The organism is Bacillus sp. B4EP4a (assembly GCF_006680105.1).
GTDB lineage: Bacteria > Bacillota > Bacilli > Bacillales > DSM-1321 > Peribacillus > Peribacillus simplex_E.
In genome coordinates, this window is the sequence record NZ_VHIK01000006.1 from 83,241 (window position 1) to 102,512 (window position 19,272).

Annotated in this window: 16 protein-coding genes; 2 read left to right on the forward strand and 14 right to left on the reverse strand. The window is 40.9% G+C overall.

The window, feature by feature from the left end; all coding sequences use genetic code 11:
* Positions 1–24 precede the first annotated feature (24 nt).
* From FNK51_RS03670 to FNK51_RS03710, 9 genes are all read right to left on the reverse strand, one after another.
* Positions 25–426 carry an acyl-CoA thioesterase gene (locus FNK51_RS03670; protein WP_141992461.1) on the reverse strand — a complete coding sequence of 134 codons (402 nt, stop codon included), beginning with the start codon at positions 424–426 and terminating at the stop codon, positions 25–27.
* A 15-nt stretch (positions 427–441) separates the two neighbouring features.
* Positions 442–1,221: an enoyl-CoA hydratase gene (locus tag FNK51_RS03675; protein ID WP_181762173.1), complete on the reverse strand. Its 780-nt coding sequence runs from the start codon at positions 1,219–1,221 to the stop codon at positions 442–444.
* Positions 1,221–2,105, reverse strand: coding sequence for a 3-hydroxyacyl-CoA dehydrogenase family protein (locus FNK51_RS03680; RefSeq protein WP_098371183.1), 885 nt, complete (start codon positions 2,103–2,105; stop codon positions 1,221–1,223). The genes FNK51_RS03675 and FNK51_RS03680 overlap by 1 nt, the downstream gene beginning before the upstream one ends.
* Before the next feature lie 43 nt (positions 2,106–2,148).
* Positions 2,149–2,712, reverse strand: a complete 564-nt coding sequence (locus FNK51_RS03685) for a TetR/AcrR family transcriptional regulator (RefSeq protein WP_098371184.1) — start codon at positions 2,710–2,712, stop codon at positions 2,149–2,151.
* Positions 2,713–2,784: 72 nt separating this feature from the next.
* Positions 2,785–4,395 (reverse strand): long-chain-fatty-acid--CoA ligase, encoded by a 1,611-nt coding sequence (locus FNK51_RS03690; protein ID WP_141992522.1) that lies wholly within the window; start codon positions 4,393–4,395, stop codon positions 2,785–2,787.
* A 37-nt stretch (positions 4,396–4,432) separates the two neighbouring features.
* Positions 4,433–5,206, reverse strand: coding sequence for an SDR family oxidoreductase (locus FNK51_RS03695; protein WP_098371185.1), 774 nt, complete (start codon positions 5,204–5,206; stop codon positions 4,433–4,435).
* Entirely contained in the window at positions 5,203–6,432 is a 1,230-nt protein-coding gene (locus FNK51_RS03700; protein WP_141992463.1) for an acyl-CoA dehydrogenase family protein, read from the reverse strand. The genes FNK51_RS03695 and FNK51_RS03700 overlap by 4 nt, the downstream gene beginning before the upstream one ends.
* 105 nt (positions 6,433–6,537) lie before the next feature.
* Complete coding sequence (locus FNK51_RS03705; protein WP_141992464.1) at positions 6,538–7,860, reverse strand: ATP-binding protein; 1,323 nt, start codon at positions 7,858–7,860, stop codon at positions 6,538–6,540.
* 198 nt (positions 7,861–8,058) lie between these two features.
* Positions 8,059–9,411, reverse strand: a complete 1,353-nt coding sequence (locus FNK51_RS03710; RefSeq protein WP_098371188.1) for a TrkH family potassium uptake protein — start codon at positions 9,409–9,411, stop codon at positions 8,059–8,061.
* 243 nt (positions 9,412–9,654) lie between these two features.
* Here FNK51_RS03710 and FNK51_RS03715 point away from each other — a divergent pair, with 243 nt between their 5' ends.
* Entirely contained in the window at positions 9,655–9,846 is a 192-nt protein-coding gene (locus FNK51_RS03715) for an alpha/beta-type small acid-soluble spore protein (protein WP_034314196.1), read from the forward strand.
* Between the two features lie 56 nt (positions 9,847–9,902).
* Here FNK51_RS03715 and FNK51_RS03720 read toward each other — a convergent pair whose 3' ends face one another.
* The 4 genes from FNK51_RS03720 to FNK51_RS03735 form a co-directional block, all read right to left on the reverse strand.
* The gene (locus FNK51_RS03720; RefSeq protein WP_141992465.1) at positions 9,903–11,165 is read right to left on the reverse strand and encodes an anti-sigma factor domain-containing protein; all 1,263 of its coding nucleotides are present in this window, start codon (positions 11,163–11,165) and stop codon (positions 9,903–9,905) included.
* Complete coding sequence (gene sigI / locus FNK51_RS03725) at positions 11,162–11,905, reverse strand: RNA polymerase sigma factor SigI (RefSeq protein WP_141992466.1); 744 nt, start codon at positions 11,903–11,905, stop codon at positions 11,162–11,164. Before sigI ends, FNK51_RS03720 begins: the two co-directional genes overlap by 4 nt.
* A 617-nt stretch (positions 11,906–12,522) precedes the next feature.
* Positions 12,523–13,305, reverse strand: a complete 783-nt coding sequence (locus FNK51_RS03730; RefSeq protein WP_141992467.1) for a TerC family protein — start codon at positions 13,303–13,305, stop codon at positions 12,523–12,525.
* A 259-nt stretch (positions 13,306–13,564) separates the two neighbouring features.
* Positions 13,565–15,124 carry an aldehyde dehydrogenase family protein gene (locus FNK51_RS03735; protein ID WP_141992468.1) on the reverse strand — a complete coding sequence of 520 codons (1,560 nt, stop codon included), beginning with the start codon at positions 15,122–15,124 and terminating at the stop codon, positions 13,565–13,567.
* Positions 15,125–15,935: 811 nt separating this feature from the next.
* Between FNK51_RS03735 and FNK51_RS03740 the strand changes: the two genes are divergently transcribed.
* A complete protein-coding gene (locus FNK51_RS03740) occupies positions 15,936–17,129 on the forward strand; it encodes an FtsW/RodA/SpoVE family cell cycle protein (RefSeq protein ID WP_286178567.1) in 1,194 nt (397 codons plus the stop codon).
* Between the two features lie 112 nt (positions 17,130–17,241).
* Here FNK51_RS03740 and nhaC read toward each other — a convergent pair whose 3' ends face one another.
* Entirely contained in the window at positions 17,242–18,621 is a 1,380-nt protein-coding gene (nhaC, locus tag FNK51_RS03745; protein ID WP_141992469.1) for a Na+/H+ antiporter NhaC, read from the reverse strand.
* Positions 18,622–19,272 lie beyond the last annotated feature (651 nt).

Here is a 19,272-nt window from a genome sequence, read left to right on the forward strand (position 1 = left end):
TCCCTCCTTTAGACTTTTTTCATTCTAATTATGAACAAGATGTGAAATGAGCTTTTCTTTAATAAATTCAGGAATAGGTTCACTTTTTTGATTCAAAAAATTAAAACAGACTAAAACTGCACTTCCCCTAGCAATCACTTCCCCAGTTTGTGAACAGAGGATATCATGGACCATTTCACAACTTTTCGTACCTACCTTTGTCAAAGATGTACGGATGGTCAAGAGTTGATTGAAAAATCCCTGAGCAATAAAGTCGCATTTAGTGGAGGCTAACAAAAAATTCCAAGATTCGACATTCGCCGCTAGGCCTAAAGCTTCAAAAAATTTCATGCGTGCTTCTTCGAGGTATATGAAATAGCTTGTGTTATTGATGTGGCCCAAAGCATCCGTTTCGGAAAAACGGACGTTGACTTCCAATTCATGCATAAGACCCCTCCTTGATTAACGATGTACGAAAGCAGGTTTACGTTTATCCAAGAAAGCGGAAACCCCTTCTTTAACATCTTCAGTTTGGAAGATTTCTTGAAAAAGATTCGTTTCAATCTCTAGACCTTGTTCAAGCGTTGCTTCACTTCCTTCATTAATCGCTTTCTTGATTCTCGAAAGTGCCTGAAGTGAGTGCCTTGTCAATCGTGAGGCCAAGATTTTCGCTTCCGATAAGCCGCAGCCTTGCTCAACGACTTTATTGACAAGCCCGATCTTTTCCGCTTCTATGGCACCAAGCGGATCACCGGTAAAGATAATCTCTTTTGCTTTTGCGTTTCCTACAAGTCTGGACAAACGCTGTGTACCGCCAGCTCCAGGAAATAAGCCCAATTTCACTTCCGGCAGACCAATTTGAACCTGTGTTTCTGCCACTCTCAAATCACAGGCCAGAGCCAGTTCGCATCCACCGCCCAAAGTCAGGCCATTTAATACAGCTATCGTAGGTTTAGGTAACTGGTCGATTTTGGTTAGGACGGCATGACTTTCCTTTACCATTTCTTTCATATTCGGGTTCCCCATCATGTTAGGGAATTCTTTTATATCAGCACCAGCGGCAAATGCGATATTGCCTGCACCGGTTATGAGTACCACAACAGTTTCAGTATCTTTTGAAAGTTCATCGAATGTTTCTCCCAATTCTCTGAATACTTGTTTACTGATTACGTTTAATGGAGGATTATCGATGGTGATGACCGCAAGCTTATTTTCCTTAACCACTCTAATTAATTTTGTCATCAATTCTTCACTCCTTGGTTTGGATAATCATACCAGCCTTTTCCTGTTTTCCTGCCTAATTGTCCTTTATTCACCTTTTCTTCTATACAAGCATTTGGCTTGTCTTCTGGATTTCCAGTTTCATTGTATCGCTGCTGCATGACAAAATATCCCACATCAATACCTGATAGATCCATCAGTTCAAAAGGGCCGATGGGATGGCCTAAAGCTTTCCTGCAAATTAAATCGATATCCTTATAGTCCACAATTCCTTCTTCATACAAATATAAGGCCTCACGCTGCAACGCTCCCAAAATTCGGTTTGCTACGAATCCCGATATCTCTTTCCTTAACAAAACTCCTGTCCTATTCATTCTCTCTGTGACTTCCATCGCAAGCTTCGCTGTTTCCTCCGATGTTTGATCACTCATGACAACTTCAACACAATCCATTATTAGAGGCGGGAAAAAGAAATGCATATTAATGAACTTATCCGGACGATTCGTCACACTAGCAATCAGGCTATTGACAATCGTTGAACTATTCGTTGCAAAAATGGTTTCTGCTGGCGCCAATTCTTCAAGTCTAGCGAAGACTTCCCGTTTCACATCAAGTTTTTCAACAACCGCTTCAATGATCAAATCAGCTCCACTGGCCGCTTTCTCAAGATCGGTGGTATATTGAAGACGGCTAAAAGCAGCCAACTTACGATCTTCGGACAATTTTCCTTTTTGAACCCATTTAGTCAAAATGACGTCCAATTTTTCTTGGGCTGTATTCAACGCGTTTTCCTGAACATCCTGAAGAATCGTTTCGTAACCTCCAAGTGCAGCAAGCATCGCAATTTGATGCCCCATCTGCCCAGCCCCAATTACGGTTATTGATTGAATTTGCTTGTTGGTCATGCCTTCTATCTCCCTTCTACTAACTGGTTAGTATGTAACCTGGTCACGCTTCAATTCCCTGCAGAATCATCCCCATAAAAATGGCTGCAACTTCCTGTTCGGTTTTTTCACCTTCTGGGTCGAACCAATGATAGCTCCAATTGGCCACACCCAAAATAGCAAAAGAGATGATGGATGCATCGAGATTGGAACGTAGTTCTCCGTTCTCGATGCCGCTAATCAGCACTTGCTCGATTTTATTACGGAACTCATCCCGCTTAGGAAGGATTTGTGCAAGTTTTTCATCACTTAGATTTTTCATTTCACGGAAAAACACCGTTGCGCTGGATTTTTTGGTTTTGATGCTTTTTAACAGCATCAATACCATATCGAAAAGCTTATCCCTACAACTTTTCCCAGGATCCAACATGATTATTTCCTGCTCACTAAGCAACTCGCCTATATAAGCTAGATGAATATCCATAAGCAACTGCTCTTTGCTCGTAAAGTAATAATAAAACGTTCCCTTCGTAACCCCGACCGACTCGACGATATCGGAAATCGACGTTTCACTAAAGCCCTTCTTTTCAAATAAGCGTATGCTATGTTCTGTCATTTTTTCTTTCATGTTTGCATCCTCGCAATCTGTTAAAATTTCAGCTGAATTGATATCATACGCGTTCGTACTATCAAAGCCCTCTTATTTCCTGGAAAGTTCTTCTCTTAAAGCACGCCTTAAAATCTTTCCGACATTTGTTTTCGGTAACTCATCACGAAATTCAACGAAATGCGGAACTTTATAAGCCGATAGGTTTGCTCGGCAGTAATCGATGATTTCCCGTTCATTTGCCGTTTTATTATTTTTAAGTACAAGCACAGCTTTTACCGACTCCCCTCGGTAAGCATCTGGAACTCCGATGACAACCGCTTCCTGGACAGCAGGATGTTCATAAAGAACTTCCTCTACATCTCGCGGATATATATTATAACCACTTGCGATGATCAAATCTTTTTTCCTGTCGACAATATAGAGATAACCGTCTTCATCAACTTTGGCGATATCACCCGTATAAAGCCAACCATCCCTAAGGGTCACCGCCGTTTCCTCCGGCATATTCCAGTAACCTTTCATCACTTGAGGTCCTTTGACGACCAATTCCCCCAATTCGCCAGGGGCCATTTCTTTTGTCCCGTCTCCCAGGTCCATCACTTTATATTCAGTCGAAGGGAAACCAATCCCGACGCTCCCAGGCTTCCTTTTTGCAAATGCCGGGTTACAATGCGTTGTTGGCGAAGCTTCCGTAAGACCGTAGCCTTCCAATATCTTCGCACCTGATTTTCGTTCGAACTCACGCAGCAGTTCCACGGGCATCGGTGCACTTCCGCTGTTACAGACCTGGATTGAGCCCATTCCATATTCTTCTGCCTTTGGATGATTCGTCAACGCTACATACATGGTCGGTACACCAGGAAAAGTGGTCGGCTGTTCACGCTTAATCGTTTCCAGCACCTCTTCTATTTCAAATCGTGGCAGCATGATGGAATCACCCGCAATATACACGGATAAATTCATTGCGGACGTCATTCCAAAAACATGAAAAAGCGGGATGACCGACAGCGTTCTTTCAGAGCCCATTTTTAATTCATGCTTGAAGAATTCATACGATTGAACGACATTGGCCAGAATATTGCTGTGAGTCAGCATCGCCCCTTTTGAACGGCCGGTTGTTCCTCCTGTATACTGAAGAACGGCTATATCATTTTCCGGATCGATTGATACGTGATTGATTTTGCCGTCCCCTGCCTTCATGAATTGGTCAAAAGAAGCATCAGGCTGGAAATCTGCATCCGAAGACTGAAGGCTTACGGCGATGATATTTTTCAGATTTGCATGTTGCTGCACACTTTTCACTTTCGGGTATAATCCATCCAATACAACGATCGTTTCAGCACCGGAGTCCTGTAAAATATGCTGAAGCTCCCTTTCAACCAGCATTGGGTTGATTTGGGTGATAATGGCTCCTGTTGCCAACGATCCATAATAAGCTATAACGTATTGCGGACAGTTAGGTAGCATGATGGCGACACGATCGCCTTTTTGAACACCTTTTTTTTGCAGGGCTGAAGCAAAGGCTTGCGACGCATGAAAAAGTTCCTGATAGGATATCTTTCGGTCATAAAAAGTAATAGCTGTATTGTTTGGATAGGACTGACATGCATTTTGAAGGATCCTTTGCATCGGAAACTCAGGGACTTTAATTTCCTTTGAAATTGAATCAGGATAAACGGAAAGCCATTTTTTTTCATTCATCATTTCATACCCTCCAGCCATATTTACTCATCTTTCATTACTTTGCATGTGAACCCCCATCGACAATCAAGATATTTCCAGTCACAAAATCGGATGCCTTTGAGGCCAGGAAAACCGCTGCCCCTTTCAAATCATCATCACTCCCTAATCTTTTTAGCGGCGTGGAATCCAAGATAGGATTCTTTCCTTGCTCAAGAACCCCTTTCGTCATTTTTGTCGGAAAGAATCCGGGTGCGATTGCATTAACATTGATATTATGCTGACCCCATTTAACAGCTAAATCCTTCGTTAAAGTAATGACCGCCCCTTTACTCGTATTATATCCGACCGTATCGAGCACCCTCGGGTCGGTCCCCCCTAATCCGGCAACGGAAGCGATGTTTATGATTTTCCCATGTCCCTGTTCAATCATGACCCTGCCTGTTGTCTGGCTCATGATAAAGGTTCCTGTTACATTGACATTCATCACCTTCTGCCATGCTTCAAGGGGCATGTCGACGGCTGGTGCCCCCCAGGATGCCCCGCTATTGTTTACTAAAATGTCGATGGCACCAAATTCACGGTAAGTTTCGTTAACAACTTCCTGTACATCTGAAGGATTGGTGATATCACACTTCAGGGAAAGCGCCCTGACTCCAAACTTTTCGATTTGTGAAGCAACTTCGTCGCATGCCTCCTTCTTCCTTGAACAAAGAACGACATTTGCCCCAGCTTCGGCAAAGCCGGTCGCTATTTGTGCTCCCAATCCTCTCCCTCCACCGGTTATGATCGCCGTCTTTCCAGTTAGATCGAATAAGTCGGTAACTTTCATATTTTCACCTCATGCTTTTGCTGGTATTTTCGAAGTTCTATCTTAGCAACTTGTGAGCGGTGAACTTCATCGGGACCATCAGCAAGCCTTAAAGTCCGTGCATTTGCCCAATGTGCAGCAAAAGGGAAATCATCGGAAATCCCTGCAGCTCCAAAGCCTTGGATGGCCCTGTCCAGCACATTCAATGCCATATTTGGTGCCACCACTTTTATCATGGCAATCTCCGCCTTCGCTTCCTTGTTCCCGACAGTATCCATCATATAAGCAGCTTTTAAGGTCAGAAGTCTTGCTTGTTCGATTTCAATGCGTGAATCAGCAACCCACTCCATGATCACACCTTGTCTCGCCAATGTTTTACCAAAAGCGACACGGTTTTGAATGCGCTTACATAATTCTTCAAGAGCTCTTTCAGCAGCGCCGATCAGCCTCATGCAATGATGTATCCTTCCGGGTCCGAGTCTTCCTTGGGCAATCGCAAATCCTTTGCCTTCACCCCATAGAATATTCGTTGCCGGGACCCTCACATTTTCAAAAGTGATTTCGGCATGGCCATGCGGGGCATGATCATAACCAAACACAGGGAGCATTCTCTCGATTTTGACACCCGGTGTATCCAGCGGTACAAGAATCATTGACTGTTGTTCATGCTTGGACGCCTCAGGATCCGTCTTACCCATGACGATGGCAATCTTGCATCGGGGATCGCCTGCGCCTGAAGACCACCATTTTCGGCCGTTTATGACATACTCATTACCCGTCTTTTCTATCCTGCATTCGATATTGGTCGCATCGGAAGACGCCACTTCCGGTTCTGTCATCGAGAAACATGAGCGGATTTCCCCAGCAAGCAAGGGCTTCAGCCAGCGTTCCTTATGTTCATCTGAACCGTATCTCACCAACACTTCCATATTACCAGTGTCCGGCGCATTACAGTTGAAGATTTCAGGCCCTATCGACGACCTACCCATGATTTCACAAAGCGGGGCATATTCTAGATTTGTTAAACCCGCGCCATAACCGCTATCAGGTAAAAATAAATTCCATAATCCTTCTTCTTTTGCTTTTGCCGTCAATTCAGATAAAATCGGGGGTATTTCACTCCAGCGGCTCTTCTGTGCTTCAAGCTGCTTCTTGTATATTGATTCATTTGGGTAAACGTGCTTTTCCATGAATTCCGTTAACTTCTTTTCCAGATCTTTCACCTTTTGAGTATGTTCAAAGTTCAAATTGAATTCCTCCTTTTAAACTTACTAACCGGTTAGTATGTTATTACTCTTAAAGTATATACATAATATCCAGATTTTTTCAACGATTAAATCATTATTTTCTTGTCATTCGTGGCCCTGCATCCGGACCTTTTCGTTCTCACTATATTCCCTTTGTTGGACGGTTGGAAAGATACAAACGATTTTCGTACCTTTTTTCAGTTCACTTGTGATGAAAACTTTTCCTCCGTGCTTTTCGATGATTCTAAAACAAACGGAAAGACCCAATCCCGTTCCTGTTGTTTTTGTAGTGAAAAATGGCTCTCCTACTTTTTGAAGGGAGTTTTCCGGGATACCCTCCCCTTCATCCAAAATGCTCAAAAAAACTTCCCCATTTTTTTCATTTATACTCACAAAAATATTTCCGCCATTCGGCATCGATTCTATGGAATTTTTTATCATGTTTATTAATACTTGCTTGATTTGATTTTCATCAAAGTACATAAAAATAGGTTCTGAATCATAATTTTTATGAATTTGAATATTGTTCAGTACGGCATTTGTCTCCAACAGCGTTACGACATGGTTGCAGCTCTCCTTTAAATCCTTCTCAAGAAAAACCGCCTCAGCAGGTTTCGATAGCAGCAAGAGTTCATTCAGAACTTGCTCGATTCGATTTATTTCCGAAAAAATAATATCATAGTATTCCTGCTTTTCAGAACCGCCATCTTTAATCAACTTCACGAATCCCATTATCGCTGTCATCGGGTTCCTGACCTCATGTGCAATCCCTGCCGCAAGTTGGGCAGCCGTTGATAATTTGCTTGATGTGATTGCCAGGTGTTCGTTTTGGCTCACAAGCTTTTCCTCCGCATGTTTACGTTCATTGATTTCCGATAATATGCCCGCCGTCCCGATAAATTTCCCAGCGTCATCGTAAATTAGTTTAACGAATGCTTCAACCCAACTTGTTCCCTTTTTCGCATTTAGTTTAATGTCCGCACGAAAATATTTATCCCCTCGATGAAAGGAGTCCGCAAAGGTCTTTAATACGTCTTGATAAGAAGCGTTATCCATATGCTTAGAAAAGTGAAGCCCCAGGGATTCATTCACGGTTGCACCACTCATCGATTTCCATGCCGGGTTTAAATACAACCATTTCCCTTTCTCATCCGTTTGGAAAACGACCTCATTGAAGCTATTGATTAATTCTTTAGAATAATTGGAGATAATGCGATAACGCCCTTCGCTATCCTGCAACAAAGCAATCGTTTTCCGGTTATGATCGAAGATGGCACCCAAACACCAGGCAATGGTTAAAATTACGATTAAATATATTCCTGCAAAGGCGGAAAACCTTCGTTCTTCATGCCCCAGCCACCCTATATAGGGTAATATCAATATGAAGAAAAGGGCAGGGACAAAGATCCTTCCAGTATATTTCTTCACTTCTTCCACCTCCTCACCAAAATGATTTATACTTCATCCGAATGAATTCAAAGTAAGGGGGCAAATTAAGTATATTTTTGTATGTTTAAATAGTTGAATACTCACTTATAGGTAAATTTCAACATTTTGTCCACGATTCCTGCAAACAAAACAAAAAACCTTTCCTAGATGGAAAGGTTACTGTTCTACTTAAATCATTTACCCAATGATGACACGTTCCTTTGGATAATGATAATTTTCCGTAACTTCTTTATGGCCTATGATATACAGGAGGGACGTTATCCCGACACGGCCAATGAACATAATGATCATAATGACAATCTTACCCGTATTACTGAGTTCAGGCGTAATACCCATCGAAAGTCCAACTGAACCAAAAGCCGAGCATACTTCAAAAATGATTTGCATCAAAGTAAAATTCTCAGTAATCGATAAAATGAAGACCGCGATTATGCAAAGGAGCGATCCCATGATCATAACTGCTGTCGCCTTTCGAATATCATCGGGATGAATCTCCCGCTTGAACACTTTAATGGAACGCCTTCCCCTCATGAAATTCCATAAAAATAGAATCATGATGGCCAGAGTCGTTGTCCGTATCCCTCCCCCGACTGAACTTGGGGATGCTCCAATGAACATTAAAATGCTCAGCAATAAAAGGGTCGGTTCCGAAAAATCGCTCACATTCATCGTTGCAAGGCCACCACTTCTCGTATTCGATGACATAAATAGAGAGTAAAAAAAAGATTCGTGCCAGTTTTTATCTTTAAAAAACCCGTTCATTTCCAGCAAGTGAATCAGGATCGTTCCCCCAATGATAAGGGAAAAGAAAGTGACTGATGTCAGCTTCGTGAACAAAGAAAAATGAAACTTATAAGTACGGGCTTTATTGGATAAAAACTCTTTCAACTCAATCAAGACAGGAAACCCGATTGCTCCAAGGGTAAGCAGGATAATCGTGATGAACTGTACAAAATAATCGTCTTTAAATGGAATCATTGAAATACCGGTAATATCAAAACCAGCATTCGTGGTGGCACTTATGGCTAAAAATAAGCCATTTAAAAAGGCTTCTTTCCAGTTAGGAAAATAATTCAGAAAGTAAATGCCTAAAACTAGAGCTCCAATCATTTCAATTACGACAAATATCTGAATGATTTGAATCAATAATTTAACAAGACCCGAAAGATTCGATTGGTTTTGATCTGTCATGATCAATTGTCTTTCCTTCAAACCGATTTTCTTACCCAAAATCAACCAAAAAAACGTTCCAAGTGTCATAATGCCAATACCGCCAAATTGGAGAACAAACATTAGAATGAAATAGCCTACCTCATTATACACTTCGGGTAAACTAACAACTGTTAGGCCTGTTACACTAACTGCACTTACGGCTGTGAATAATGCATCCATGAATTTAAATTCCACGCCTGGCTTAAGAGCAACCGGCAGACTCAACAGTATGGTCGAGATACTTACGGCCAAAAAGTAATAACCGACGATAAGCTGAGCGGGTGTTAACTTTGATAATATTTTTTTGATAGCAAACATAAAGAGTTTCCTTTCTTACTCCTTTATAGTTATGCGAATCACATAACCATTAAAAATCTAGTTTACCCTTTTTTCATTCTTTTTTCATTCTTTTTTCCATTCTCTTTTAAAACTGACTTACTTACAACAAATAGGCAGGTTTACCAATAACTTTGATGCTGCTCATATAAGTAAAACTCCACATTCTACTTATACTATCATTACAGCGGCAAAAGCCGTTGAAAAAGTAAAGGGGAGATTCAAATGGCTAACAGCAGTAACAACCTTCTTGTTCCTGGAATCGAACAAGCATTAGAACAAATCAAATATGAAATTGCATCTGAATTCGGTGTACAATTAGGTTCCGATACTTCAGCACGTGCCAATGGTTCAGTTGGCGGAGAAATCACGAAACGTCTTGTACAACAAGCACAATCTCAACTTAAAGGTCAATAATTCTTATTACAATTTAATAACCATGGCTAAGAGTCCAGCTGCATGCTGGACTCTTTTTAATCATTATGTCCATTTCCGTTTCCATTATTGCCTTTACCCCATTTCGACTTATCCCAATCTTTCTTCTCTTGTTTATATTGCTTATCATGGTTATCTTGCTTACCATGTTTATCCTGCCTATCCTGTTTATCTTGCTTCCCTTGTTTATCCTGCCTGTCGTGCTTTTTATGATCATTATTATTCTTTTCATTGACTGATGGAACTTTTTTCACATCGATCTTTTTATCACTCTTTTCATTTTTATGCTCGTTCTTTGATTGGTTGCTGTGATCGCTATCCGATTTTCCTTTTGGCTTGTTGCTTTTTTCCTTGTTTCCATTTATGGCATTCCGTTTTCCAATTGTATCTACCCGTTCGGTTTGTTCCTTAATTTTAGTAAATTGCGTTGCCGGGCCTTTCCTTTCAGTCGGTTTGGCTTCATTAGCCGGCTTTTGCTTTATTTCAATTGCATCATTTTCTTTTTTCTTTTCCCCATCCGATTTGTTTTCCGTACTCAGCGTTACACCCTTCTCTTTCGGAATAACAACCTTTCCCTCGATTTTTTTATCTGGCGCTGGAGCAGGCTCCCTCTTATTGACTTTTACCTTTTCTTTATCTTCATTCAACTTCTTTTCCAGATACTTACCCGTGGATATGCCTTGTTCCCTTGCTTGCTTCCGATCGCTTTTTGTTGCCTGGATCACTTTCATTTTTGTATCAGAAACATTATCCTGCTCCGATATTTCTTTTATCTCTTCTTTTAAATTCTTGTCCAGTTCTTTATTTTTTTTCAATAACGTTGTGGAAACGACGATTTGTTTATTTCCTTTCAAATAACCAAGTTGCTTCGTCGTTTCAACGATTCGGTTTGTAACAATCTTTATATCCTTGCCCTCCCAGTCCCTCAGCTGACCAATCACAAGCTTGCCGTCTTCATTTAAACCGGTAAGTTTGAGAACTTCTAAATCATTATCAAGCTCCAATTCAATGCTTGGATTCACATCTATCGTCATATATGCCGACACAGGACCTGAGAAATAAGAAGGAAGAATCGAAAAGAGAATCAAGAAGGTGGAGGCAATGCTTAGCACGGCGGTTTTTTTGAAAGATGAATGAAAATTGGAAAAGGCTAAAGTGAACTTTTGTTTAGCAGGTGAAAAAGTGATTTCCTCCCCCACTTCATATACCCTTTCCTGCCTTTTGGTTTTCAGAAATTCACCCTCGGGGGTCAATAGGGTTACAAATCGCTTATTAACTGAAAGAATAACTCCTTTTTTCATTCATCGATAGCCCCTTTTATATAATCATTCAAATACAAAAAATCTCCGTTTATTATGATTGCCACAGCAATGATGTATTTTCTGTTCCGTTCAATCGTTTTTCTGCTTACTTCCACTTTTCCCTCAAGTTGTTTTACGGGCAGCCGCTTTTTTGCAAACAGGATTTCTTTCAGTTCGTCATCTTCCATTAACAATTTAGCAATCATAATAGCTCCCTTCCTGGCATCTGCATGTTTGGGAGAGTTTTCAACTAAATCCTCAAATGACAGACCAAAATCCTGTAGATGGCTTATATAAAGCTGAATTTCTTCTTTTCTTCTTTCCGATTCCTTCTGCTTCTCGTATTCATTGATGGAATTTTCATTATCAATATATATATGGCTTTGATCATTATCATCATTCAATGATAAATCCAATACAACTTCTTTTTGTTTGGACTGGCTTCTTAAATAATCTATAACCCTTCGTTTAACGAGGGTTTCGGCAAATGCCAATAAAGAACGGCCTTTTTCCGGGGAATATTTATCGATTGCCTCGTTAAAAGCAATCATACCAATACTGAATTCATCATCCGATTCGTATATGTAACGTTTGCAAACCGATGACACTGTTTTCGCAATAAAAGGTTTGAATGACTCTATAGTATCATTACGAAGGCTAATATCGCCTTGTTGAATTTTCAATACGGTTTCTTCTAAAGAACGCTTTTTTTTGAATGCTGTAAACAACACACCAAGCATCTGCTCACCTCGCTCCTGTTGAACATAAAATACGCATCAACATACTTATCTTAAGCGGAGGGAGTCTAAAAGACAGTACCAAAAGAACTATTTTTGCGATTTAAATGAAATCACATAATATATCAACATGATAAAATACTTAGTTTTTTCTCGTTTATTACAGTGCAATTACAGTAAAATAACTTTTTCCGGGTTTTCGTCCAATACAATGGGACAATTGTCATTTTTATAACCGGAATTTAATATTCACATCTTTTAACATATCATACGTAAACATACCTGCGCTTTTGAGGGTCATCTCCATAAATACATTAAGAAGCAAAAAAAATAGGCGTGACCAGCACGCCTACAGACTGTAGATAAACTCGATGAAAATCAAATTTGTTTCAGTTTTTATGAAGGTTTATAAAACCTCAAACGTTGATTTCCACTCCAGGCACTCGCTTTCCGCGGGCGGTCCGGGAGCCTCCTCGGCGCCTTGCGCCTGCGGGGTCTCCCCTTGACGCGCTTTTCCCGCAGGAGTCTCGCACCTTTCGTTCCAATGAACTTTGTTTTGAAATTTTAGGTAAAACCCCTTTTGACTACAAACTCTAGGCGTGACCAGCAGGCCTGTTTTTTTAAGCTTCCTGTATTTTTTTCTCTTCTTTTTCTTTTTTTTCTTTTTTGCTTGAAATGATCCAAGCACCTGCTGCAATTCCAATCAAAACAGCCCAGAAAATCGATTTCCAAAGAGTTGATTCAGGGAAATGATGATCGATGACAGCCAATGAAGGGTGTGCAAGTGTGTGTACCGCCAATTTCACTCCAACCCAACCCACAATCAAAAATGCTGCCATTTCAAGTGAAGGACGCTGATGAAGCAATTTCACGAATGCAGTTGCTGCAAATCGCATAATGACCAATCCAATCAAACCTCCGAGGAACATGACAGCGAATTGCCCTCCGTCAATACCGCCTACTTTCATCCAGCCTGTTGCAGGAAGTGTAACAGCCAGTGCGACGGCAGCCAACATGGAATCGATTGCGAAAGCTATATCAGCCGCTTCAACCTTTACCACGGTCATCCAGAAGCCAGATTGCTTTTTGGGTTTCTTGATTTCCTTATCACCTTTACCAGCGTATTTTTTGTAAATGTTCTGAAAAGCAATGAAAAGTAAATAAATCGCACCGATTGCTTGAACTTGCCACACGTCGACAAGAAAGGAAATAAGGAATAAACTTGCAAAGCGGAAAACAAAAGCTCCCATCAGACCATAAAACAAGGCTTTTCGCTGTTGTTCTTTTGGCAAATGCTTAACCATGACAGCCATGACGACTGCATTATCCGCAGCAAGTATCCCTTCCAATCCAACCAAGATAAGAAGGACCCAGCCATATTCCAATAATATTGATGCTTCCATCCATTCAACCTCCAATAGTTAGTATTTCCTTCCTATTGGCATTGGCAAAATAAAAAGACCTCTGCCGTATAGGCAAAGGTCTTGCTGAACATGAAATCATGTCAACAAAGCCGATGAATGTTTAACATCCACGTAATGACGACTTTGTTTTAGGGCGAACCCTAACGCTACTCCCCTTTGAAAAGGAAAATCAGTTATTAAGTATATTAATAGTATACGCGCGAGTTATGAAAATAACAATCTTTTTTATAAATGGATCTCACTTTCGGTTCCCTTTGGATAATTTCATCAATCGCAAATATTCTTTGCCGAAACGAATCCAGTTCGGTTTGGCAGAAAAGTAGTTCTGAAACAGCGATAAAAAACTCGGGTATTTCCCTTCATATGGATACCATTGTATTTCTGTATTGTTTTTACCATTATCGATCATGATCGCTTTTTCATGGCAAAAAATCTTCAATCCATGCTCGCCATGATAGCGGCCAACCCCACTTTGTTTGGCACCGCCAAATGGTAAATGATGATTAGCAACCGTTATCAGCACATCATTGATCGTCACCGCCCCGGTTACTAACCGTGACGCAATCCTGCTTGCTTTTTCCCTATCCATTGTCCAAACGCTGGAATTGAGTCCATATTCACTTTCATTTGCCAGGGCGATTACTTCTTCCTCCGTATCGAAAGGTATAACAGGCAACACGGGTCCGAACGTTTCTTCTTTCATGATTTTCATGGAATGATCGACATTGGACAGAATTGCCGGCGGAATGAAATGGGTCTGTCCCTTTTTCCACTCTTTTGGAGGTGTTCCGGTTTCAAGTACGGCCCCCTTATTCAGTGCATCCTCCAGGTGTCCAGCCACAATATCAACTTGTGCCGGGAAAGTCATTGAACCGATATCATCGTTCGATTGCACTCCCTGCCTCATGGACTTCGTTTTTTCTTTAAGAAGCATTAGAAATTCCTTATAAACAGGACGTTCCACATATACCCTTTCTACACTCATGCACACCTGCCCACTATTTGTGAAAGCCCCCCATAGAGCCCCGTTCACAGCCCGCTCCAAGTTAGCATCACGCAGAACGATCATCGGATCCTTACCGCCAAGCTCCAGAGTCGTTGGGATCAGGTGTCTTGCTGCGACCTCACCAATCATTTTTCCAGTCCTTACAGATCCAGTAAAAAATATATAATCTGGTTTTTGCTCAGTTAATGCCGCACCCAATTCTTTCCCTCCATGGGCAAACTGTATAGTCCCTTCTGGGAAACCAGCTTCAAGAAACAGATTTTCGATGCACACACCAACTAAAGGAGTTACCTCTGATGGCTTGGCGATGACTGTATTTCCCGCTGCTAGAGCATTAAGAATAGGTACCATGGAAAGCTGCAGCGGATAATTCCATGGTGAAATGACGAGAATCGTTCCACGGGGCATATAATGGATATAAGATTTTTTACCAATTAACATGAGTGGAGTGGTGACCTTCCGTCCGGAAAGAGTCTTCACTGCATGTTTCTCGATATGCTTGATTGCATCAATCGTGGGCATGATGTCAGCAACCAGCGCTTCAATTTTCACTTTTCCCGTATCTTTTGAAATGACTTCAGCTATTTCATCCATTTTTTCAACCATCAATAATCGAAGCCGTTTTAAATAGTGCAGCCGTTCCTTGATGGGAAGATTCGACCATGATTGGAACGCATGTCTTGATTTCTTATATATATGAGGAATCGACTTCAATGGCGTTGGGACGATTTCCGCAATCTTCTCACCTGTTGCCGGAGAAAACACTTCCAACTTGTCATGTATTTCTTCCATAACTACTCCCCTTGCTTTACCTTATTTTTATTGGTACTCCATATCATTTTTATCCTTTAAAGAAAGATCGACCTAGGAGGAACCCCTTCCCTGAAATGCAGCAAAACTTCTCGGCTGCAGTGCTGTCAAAACGCCCTTTCTAAGTGACATTAAAGTAGCGACTCTATTCCACTCCTTGATATGCCAGGATGGATTGATAAGAGCGCCTGACTACTTTTCTTAAACAGTTCATGAGAGAAACGTTCATAAACTACTAAACGTTCGAGGTTTTTCCTGAACCCTCTTATATAATGCCAGAGACGCAGCAGCCTGTATAATATAATCGATTGGAACCAAGTTCACAACCGTTACCCTCTCCCCATAAAATCCCTGTCCGATTCCCTGCAACATAATTGGAGCTAAGTATACCTCTTAAGATGAGTTATTCTTTTAGCAAATTCGTTTACAGTATCCGCGACATCACGTCACGTTTTACAACTCATTTGGTGAAACCCATGAACTACGGCCCAGTCATCAATAACCTTGAATAGTAATCTCTATAGCACTACACAAATGGAATATATAGTAAAAAGTTTTCAGTATTAAAAGGAGTATTCACGTTTACTATCGAAGGTAATGTATAGGAATCCAAATTCGGCTATAAGCAAAAAGGAAATCCGGGAGACTAGTTTATCGGTTTTAGTGTTTAATATTGGGTAATGGAGGATAAATTCATATTATCGAATAAAAATTATTATCTATATAACCGATTTTCCGTTACTATATAAGAAGGCGATTTTTTCGCGCATACATATTTGAGGTGAGCGCACAAGTGAAAAGAATAATTAAAGCATACGACTTCCCTATTTTCATCGCTGTCGTATTACTCTGTTTGTTTGGTTTAGTCATGATTTACAGTTCGAGTATGGTTACTGCTGTTGCTCGATACGGTCAGCCCATGGATTTCTTTTTTGAGAAACAAAAAACGGCCTTTCTCATTTCATTCCTGGCAATGATCGTCACGATGATCCTTCCTTATAAGATGTACAAAAACAAAATGTTCTTGATGTCTATGATGTTTGGAATGGCCGGTATCCTTTCGATGCTATTTATCTTCGGCCATACAGCTGGAAATGCCACAAGCTGGTTCAAGTTAGGGACAGCATCGATCCAACCTGCAGAATTTTCCAAATTGGCCATAATCATTTATCTGGCAGCCATTTACGGAAAAAGGCAGGATCGAATCAATAGTATTGATAAAGCCGTCATTCCCCCGATTTTCTTTCTGGTATTCATCTGTTTTTTAATCGGAATACAGCCTGACTATGGAACGGCAGCGGTCATTTTCCTGATTTCAAGTACCATGATCATTTCATCTGGGATGTCTTTTAAGAGCATATTCAAACTCTCTTTGATTACTGCGATATTCGTTGCGATATTCGCATTAGGGGTACTCGTGACAGGAAATTTCTCAGCCGTCCTCTCAGAAAATAAAGTGTCTCGTTTTACCGGGTTTGCAGACCCTTTCGGAAAGGCAGGAGAAAGCGGGTATCAACTCGTCAATTCATTATTCGCGATAGGATCCGGCGGCCTTACTGGAGTGGGACTAGGTGACAGTGTACAAAAATACGGGTACCTGCCTGAATCACATACTGATTTCATCATGGCCGTCATTGCAGAAGAGCTCGGGATATTCGGAGTCGGGTTCGTTCTTTTGACACTAGGTTTTATCGTCCTAAGGGGGTTTGTGCTTTCAGCAAAATGCAAGGATCCTTTTGGAAGTCTTTTATTGATCGGCATCTCATCCATGATCGGCATTCAAGTTGGCATCAACGTTGGCGGAGTGACTGGTCTTATCCCAATTACAGGGATCACTCTTCCATTCATCAGTTATGGAGGATCTTCCTTACTGCTGCTCATGCTTTCAATGGGCATATACCAAAATGTCGTAATGCGAATGAATTTACTTGAACAGAAAGAAAATGTCGTGTCCATCCCAAAAGATGAGATTGCGTCTTCAAAATAATCGATCAAATACACCCCTGACATTTATTTTCATGTCAGGGGGTTTCCTTCTCTGTAAGGTTATTGAAGTTCACATAAAAAAACAGGCAGTCGAAACCGACCGCCTGTTTTTTTCATTTATAATGGATACCGATTTTCGTAAAGCCAGAAATCAGACTGAGCAAAGGACAAAGTAGGCAGAAGAATGCAAATGGGGCATATTCAAGGGTTGAAACACCCAATACCTGTGTCAGGAATACACCGCAAACACCCCAGGGAACCAGAGGGTTCACAACTGTTCCCGCATCTTCAAGTACCCTCGCAAGCGTTTTGGGCTGCAAGCCTAAATCTTCATATTTCTGCTGAAAGGCTTTCCCAGGCAGTATAACTGACAAATACTGTTCACCCACCAGGAAATTCACACTGATTCCTGCAAGTACAGTAGCGGAAATCACTTTCGCTACACTCGTCAATGAATCCTGGATCGCTTTTAAAATAGAAGGGATGACTCCCAATTCGAACAATAGTCCGCCCATGGCCAATGCCAACAACACCATCGAAACGGAGAACATCATACTTTCAATCCCGCCCCGCGATAAGATTGAGTCAAGTTGATCCATTCCACTCTTGAGTACAAATCCGCCGTATAAAATATCTGCTAGTTTTGCAACCGTCAAATTAGGCGTTTGAATGAAAGCGATGATGGCTGCCGAAATGATTCCTGCCGACAATGTCGGAATGGCTGACACCTTTTTCAAAGCCATGATTAGAACGATGACAAACGGAATCAAACTCCATATGCTTATATTCGTTTCCATTTCCAGGGCTTTGGTCATGGCTTCGATTTCCTCAACACGAGCAACTTTGACATTCGGTGAAAGGAAGTAAAAGATGATTAGCGATATTAAAAAACCTGGAATCGTAGTCCAAAGCATATTATTAATATGTTCAAACAATGGTGCTCCAACCGTTCCCGATGCAAGGTTGGTAGAGTCGGATAATGGAGACATTTTATCCCCAAGGAATGCACCGGAAATGATTGCACCGGCTGTAATCGCCAACGATAAATCCATCGCAGCCGCCATACCTATTAAAGCAACGCCGATTGTGGCTGATGTTGTAAGTGAACTCCCGATACAGAGCCCAATTAGCGAACACACCAGAAATGTGATCGCATAGAAATATTCCCCAGAAATCCAGTCAAACCCATAGTACATGATGGTAGGAATCGTCCCGCTTGCCATCCAGATGGAAATCAGCATTCCAATGAAAAAGAATATATAAATGGCTCCCATACCAGTACCTGCACCTTTGACGATAGCCGCCTCCATAATCGAAAATGGCAGCTTCTTGATCTTCCCATAAACAAATAAGAAAAGGATTGCCGCAATTATTGGAATATGGGGGGCAAGTCCATAATGTATGATACCAGTTGCAATGATTAAGAATAGAATGGCCAAAACCCCAATTGCTTCAAGTAAGGAGAGTTTTAGCTTTGCATCTTCAAGACGCATGATGTATTTCCCCGCTTTCAATGTTGTATATTCTCTGAGGTAAGGCTTGGACCTTTTCACTCCTCACAATTACTGAAACGCTTTTAAGCACTAAAGTACTAGCTAAATATATAGGAGTTTCAGGAGATTGTCAAAGGAATATTTTAGTATAATACGATTCTTCATTCCTTTTTATCACAAAACAAAAACCCATACTTCGCTTCGTATAGGTTCAGCCTAATATACCCTAAGATATAAGTCCTCTTTCTTGCTTAGCCCCCAAATAAGGCCCTATCTTAATCCAAAACGATGTCCCTACAATTCTTTTCAGATATGTCTAGTCCCACCTAAATGAACTGCAAACCGTTCCTGATCATCAGATAATTTGGTTTTTAACTTACCAATTAATAAAAATTATTATTGTGTACAAACTGCGTTTTGTAAGTAAAAAAATGATTCCTGTACACCGAAGATTTAGATTTTAGATTTCATCAACTGCTGCATTCGTATGTGTAATTATACTAATCCTTTTATTATAACCCTTTTTTGATTAATAGCGATTTTTGCAATTGATACTATTTGCGACGCATTTTCCTGGACTTACACCTTTAATCAAACGCCATCCCCTTAAATAAAAATAGCCAACATCTCCTCTTTTCAAAAAAAGGTTAA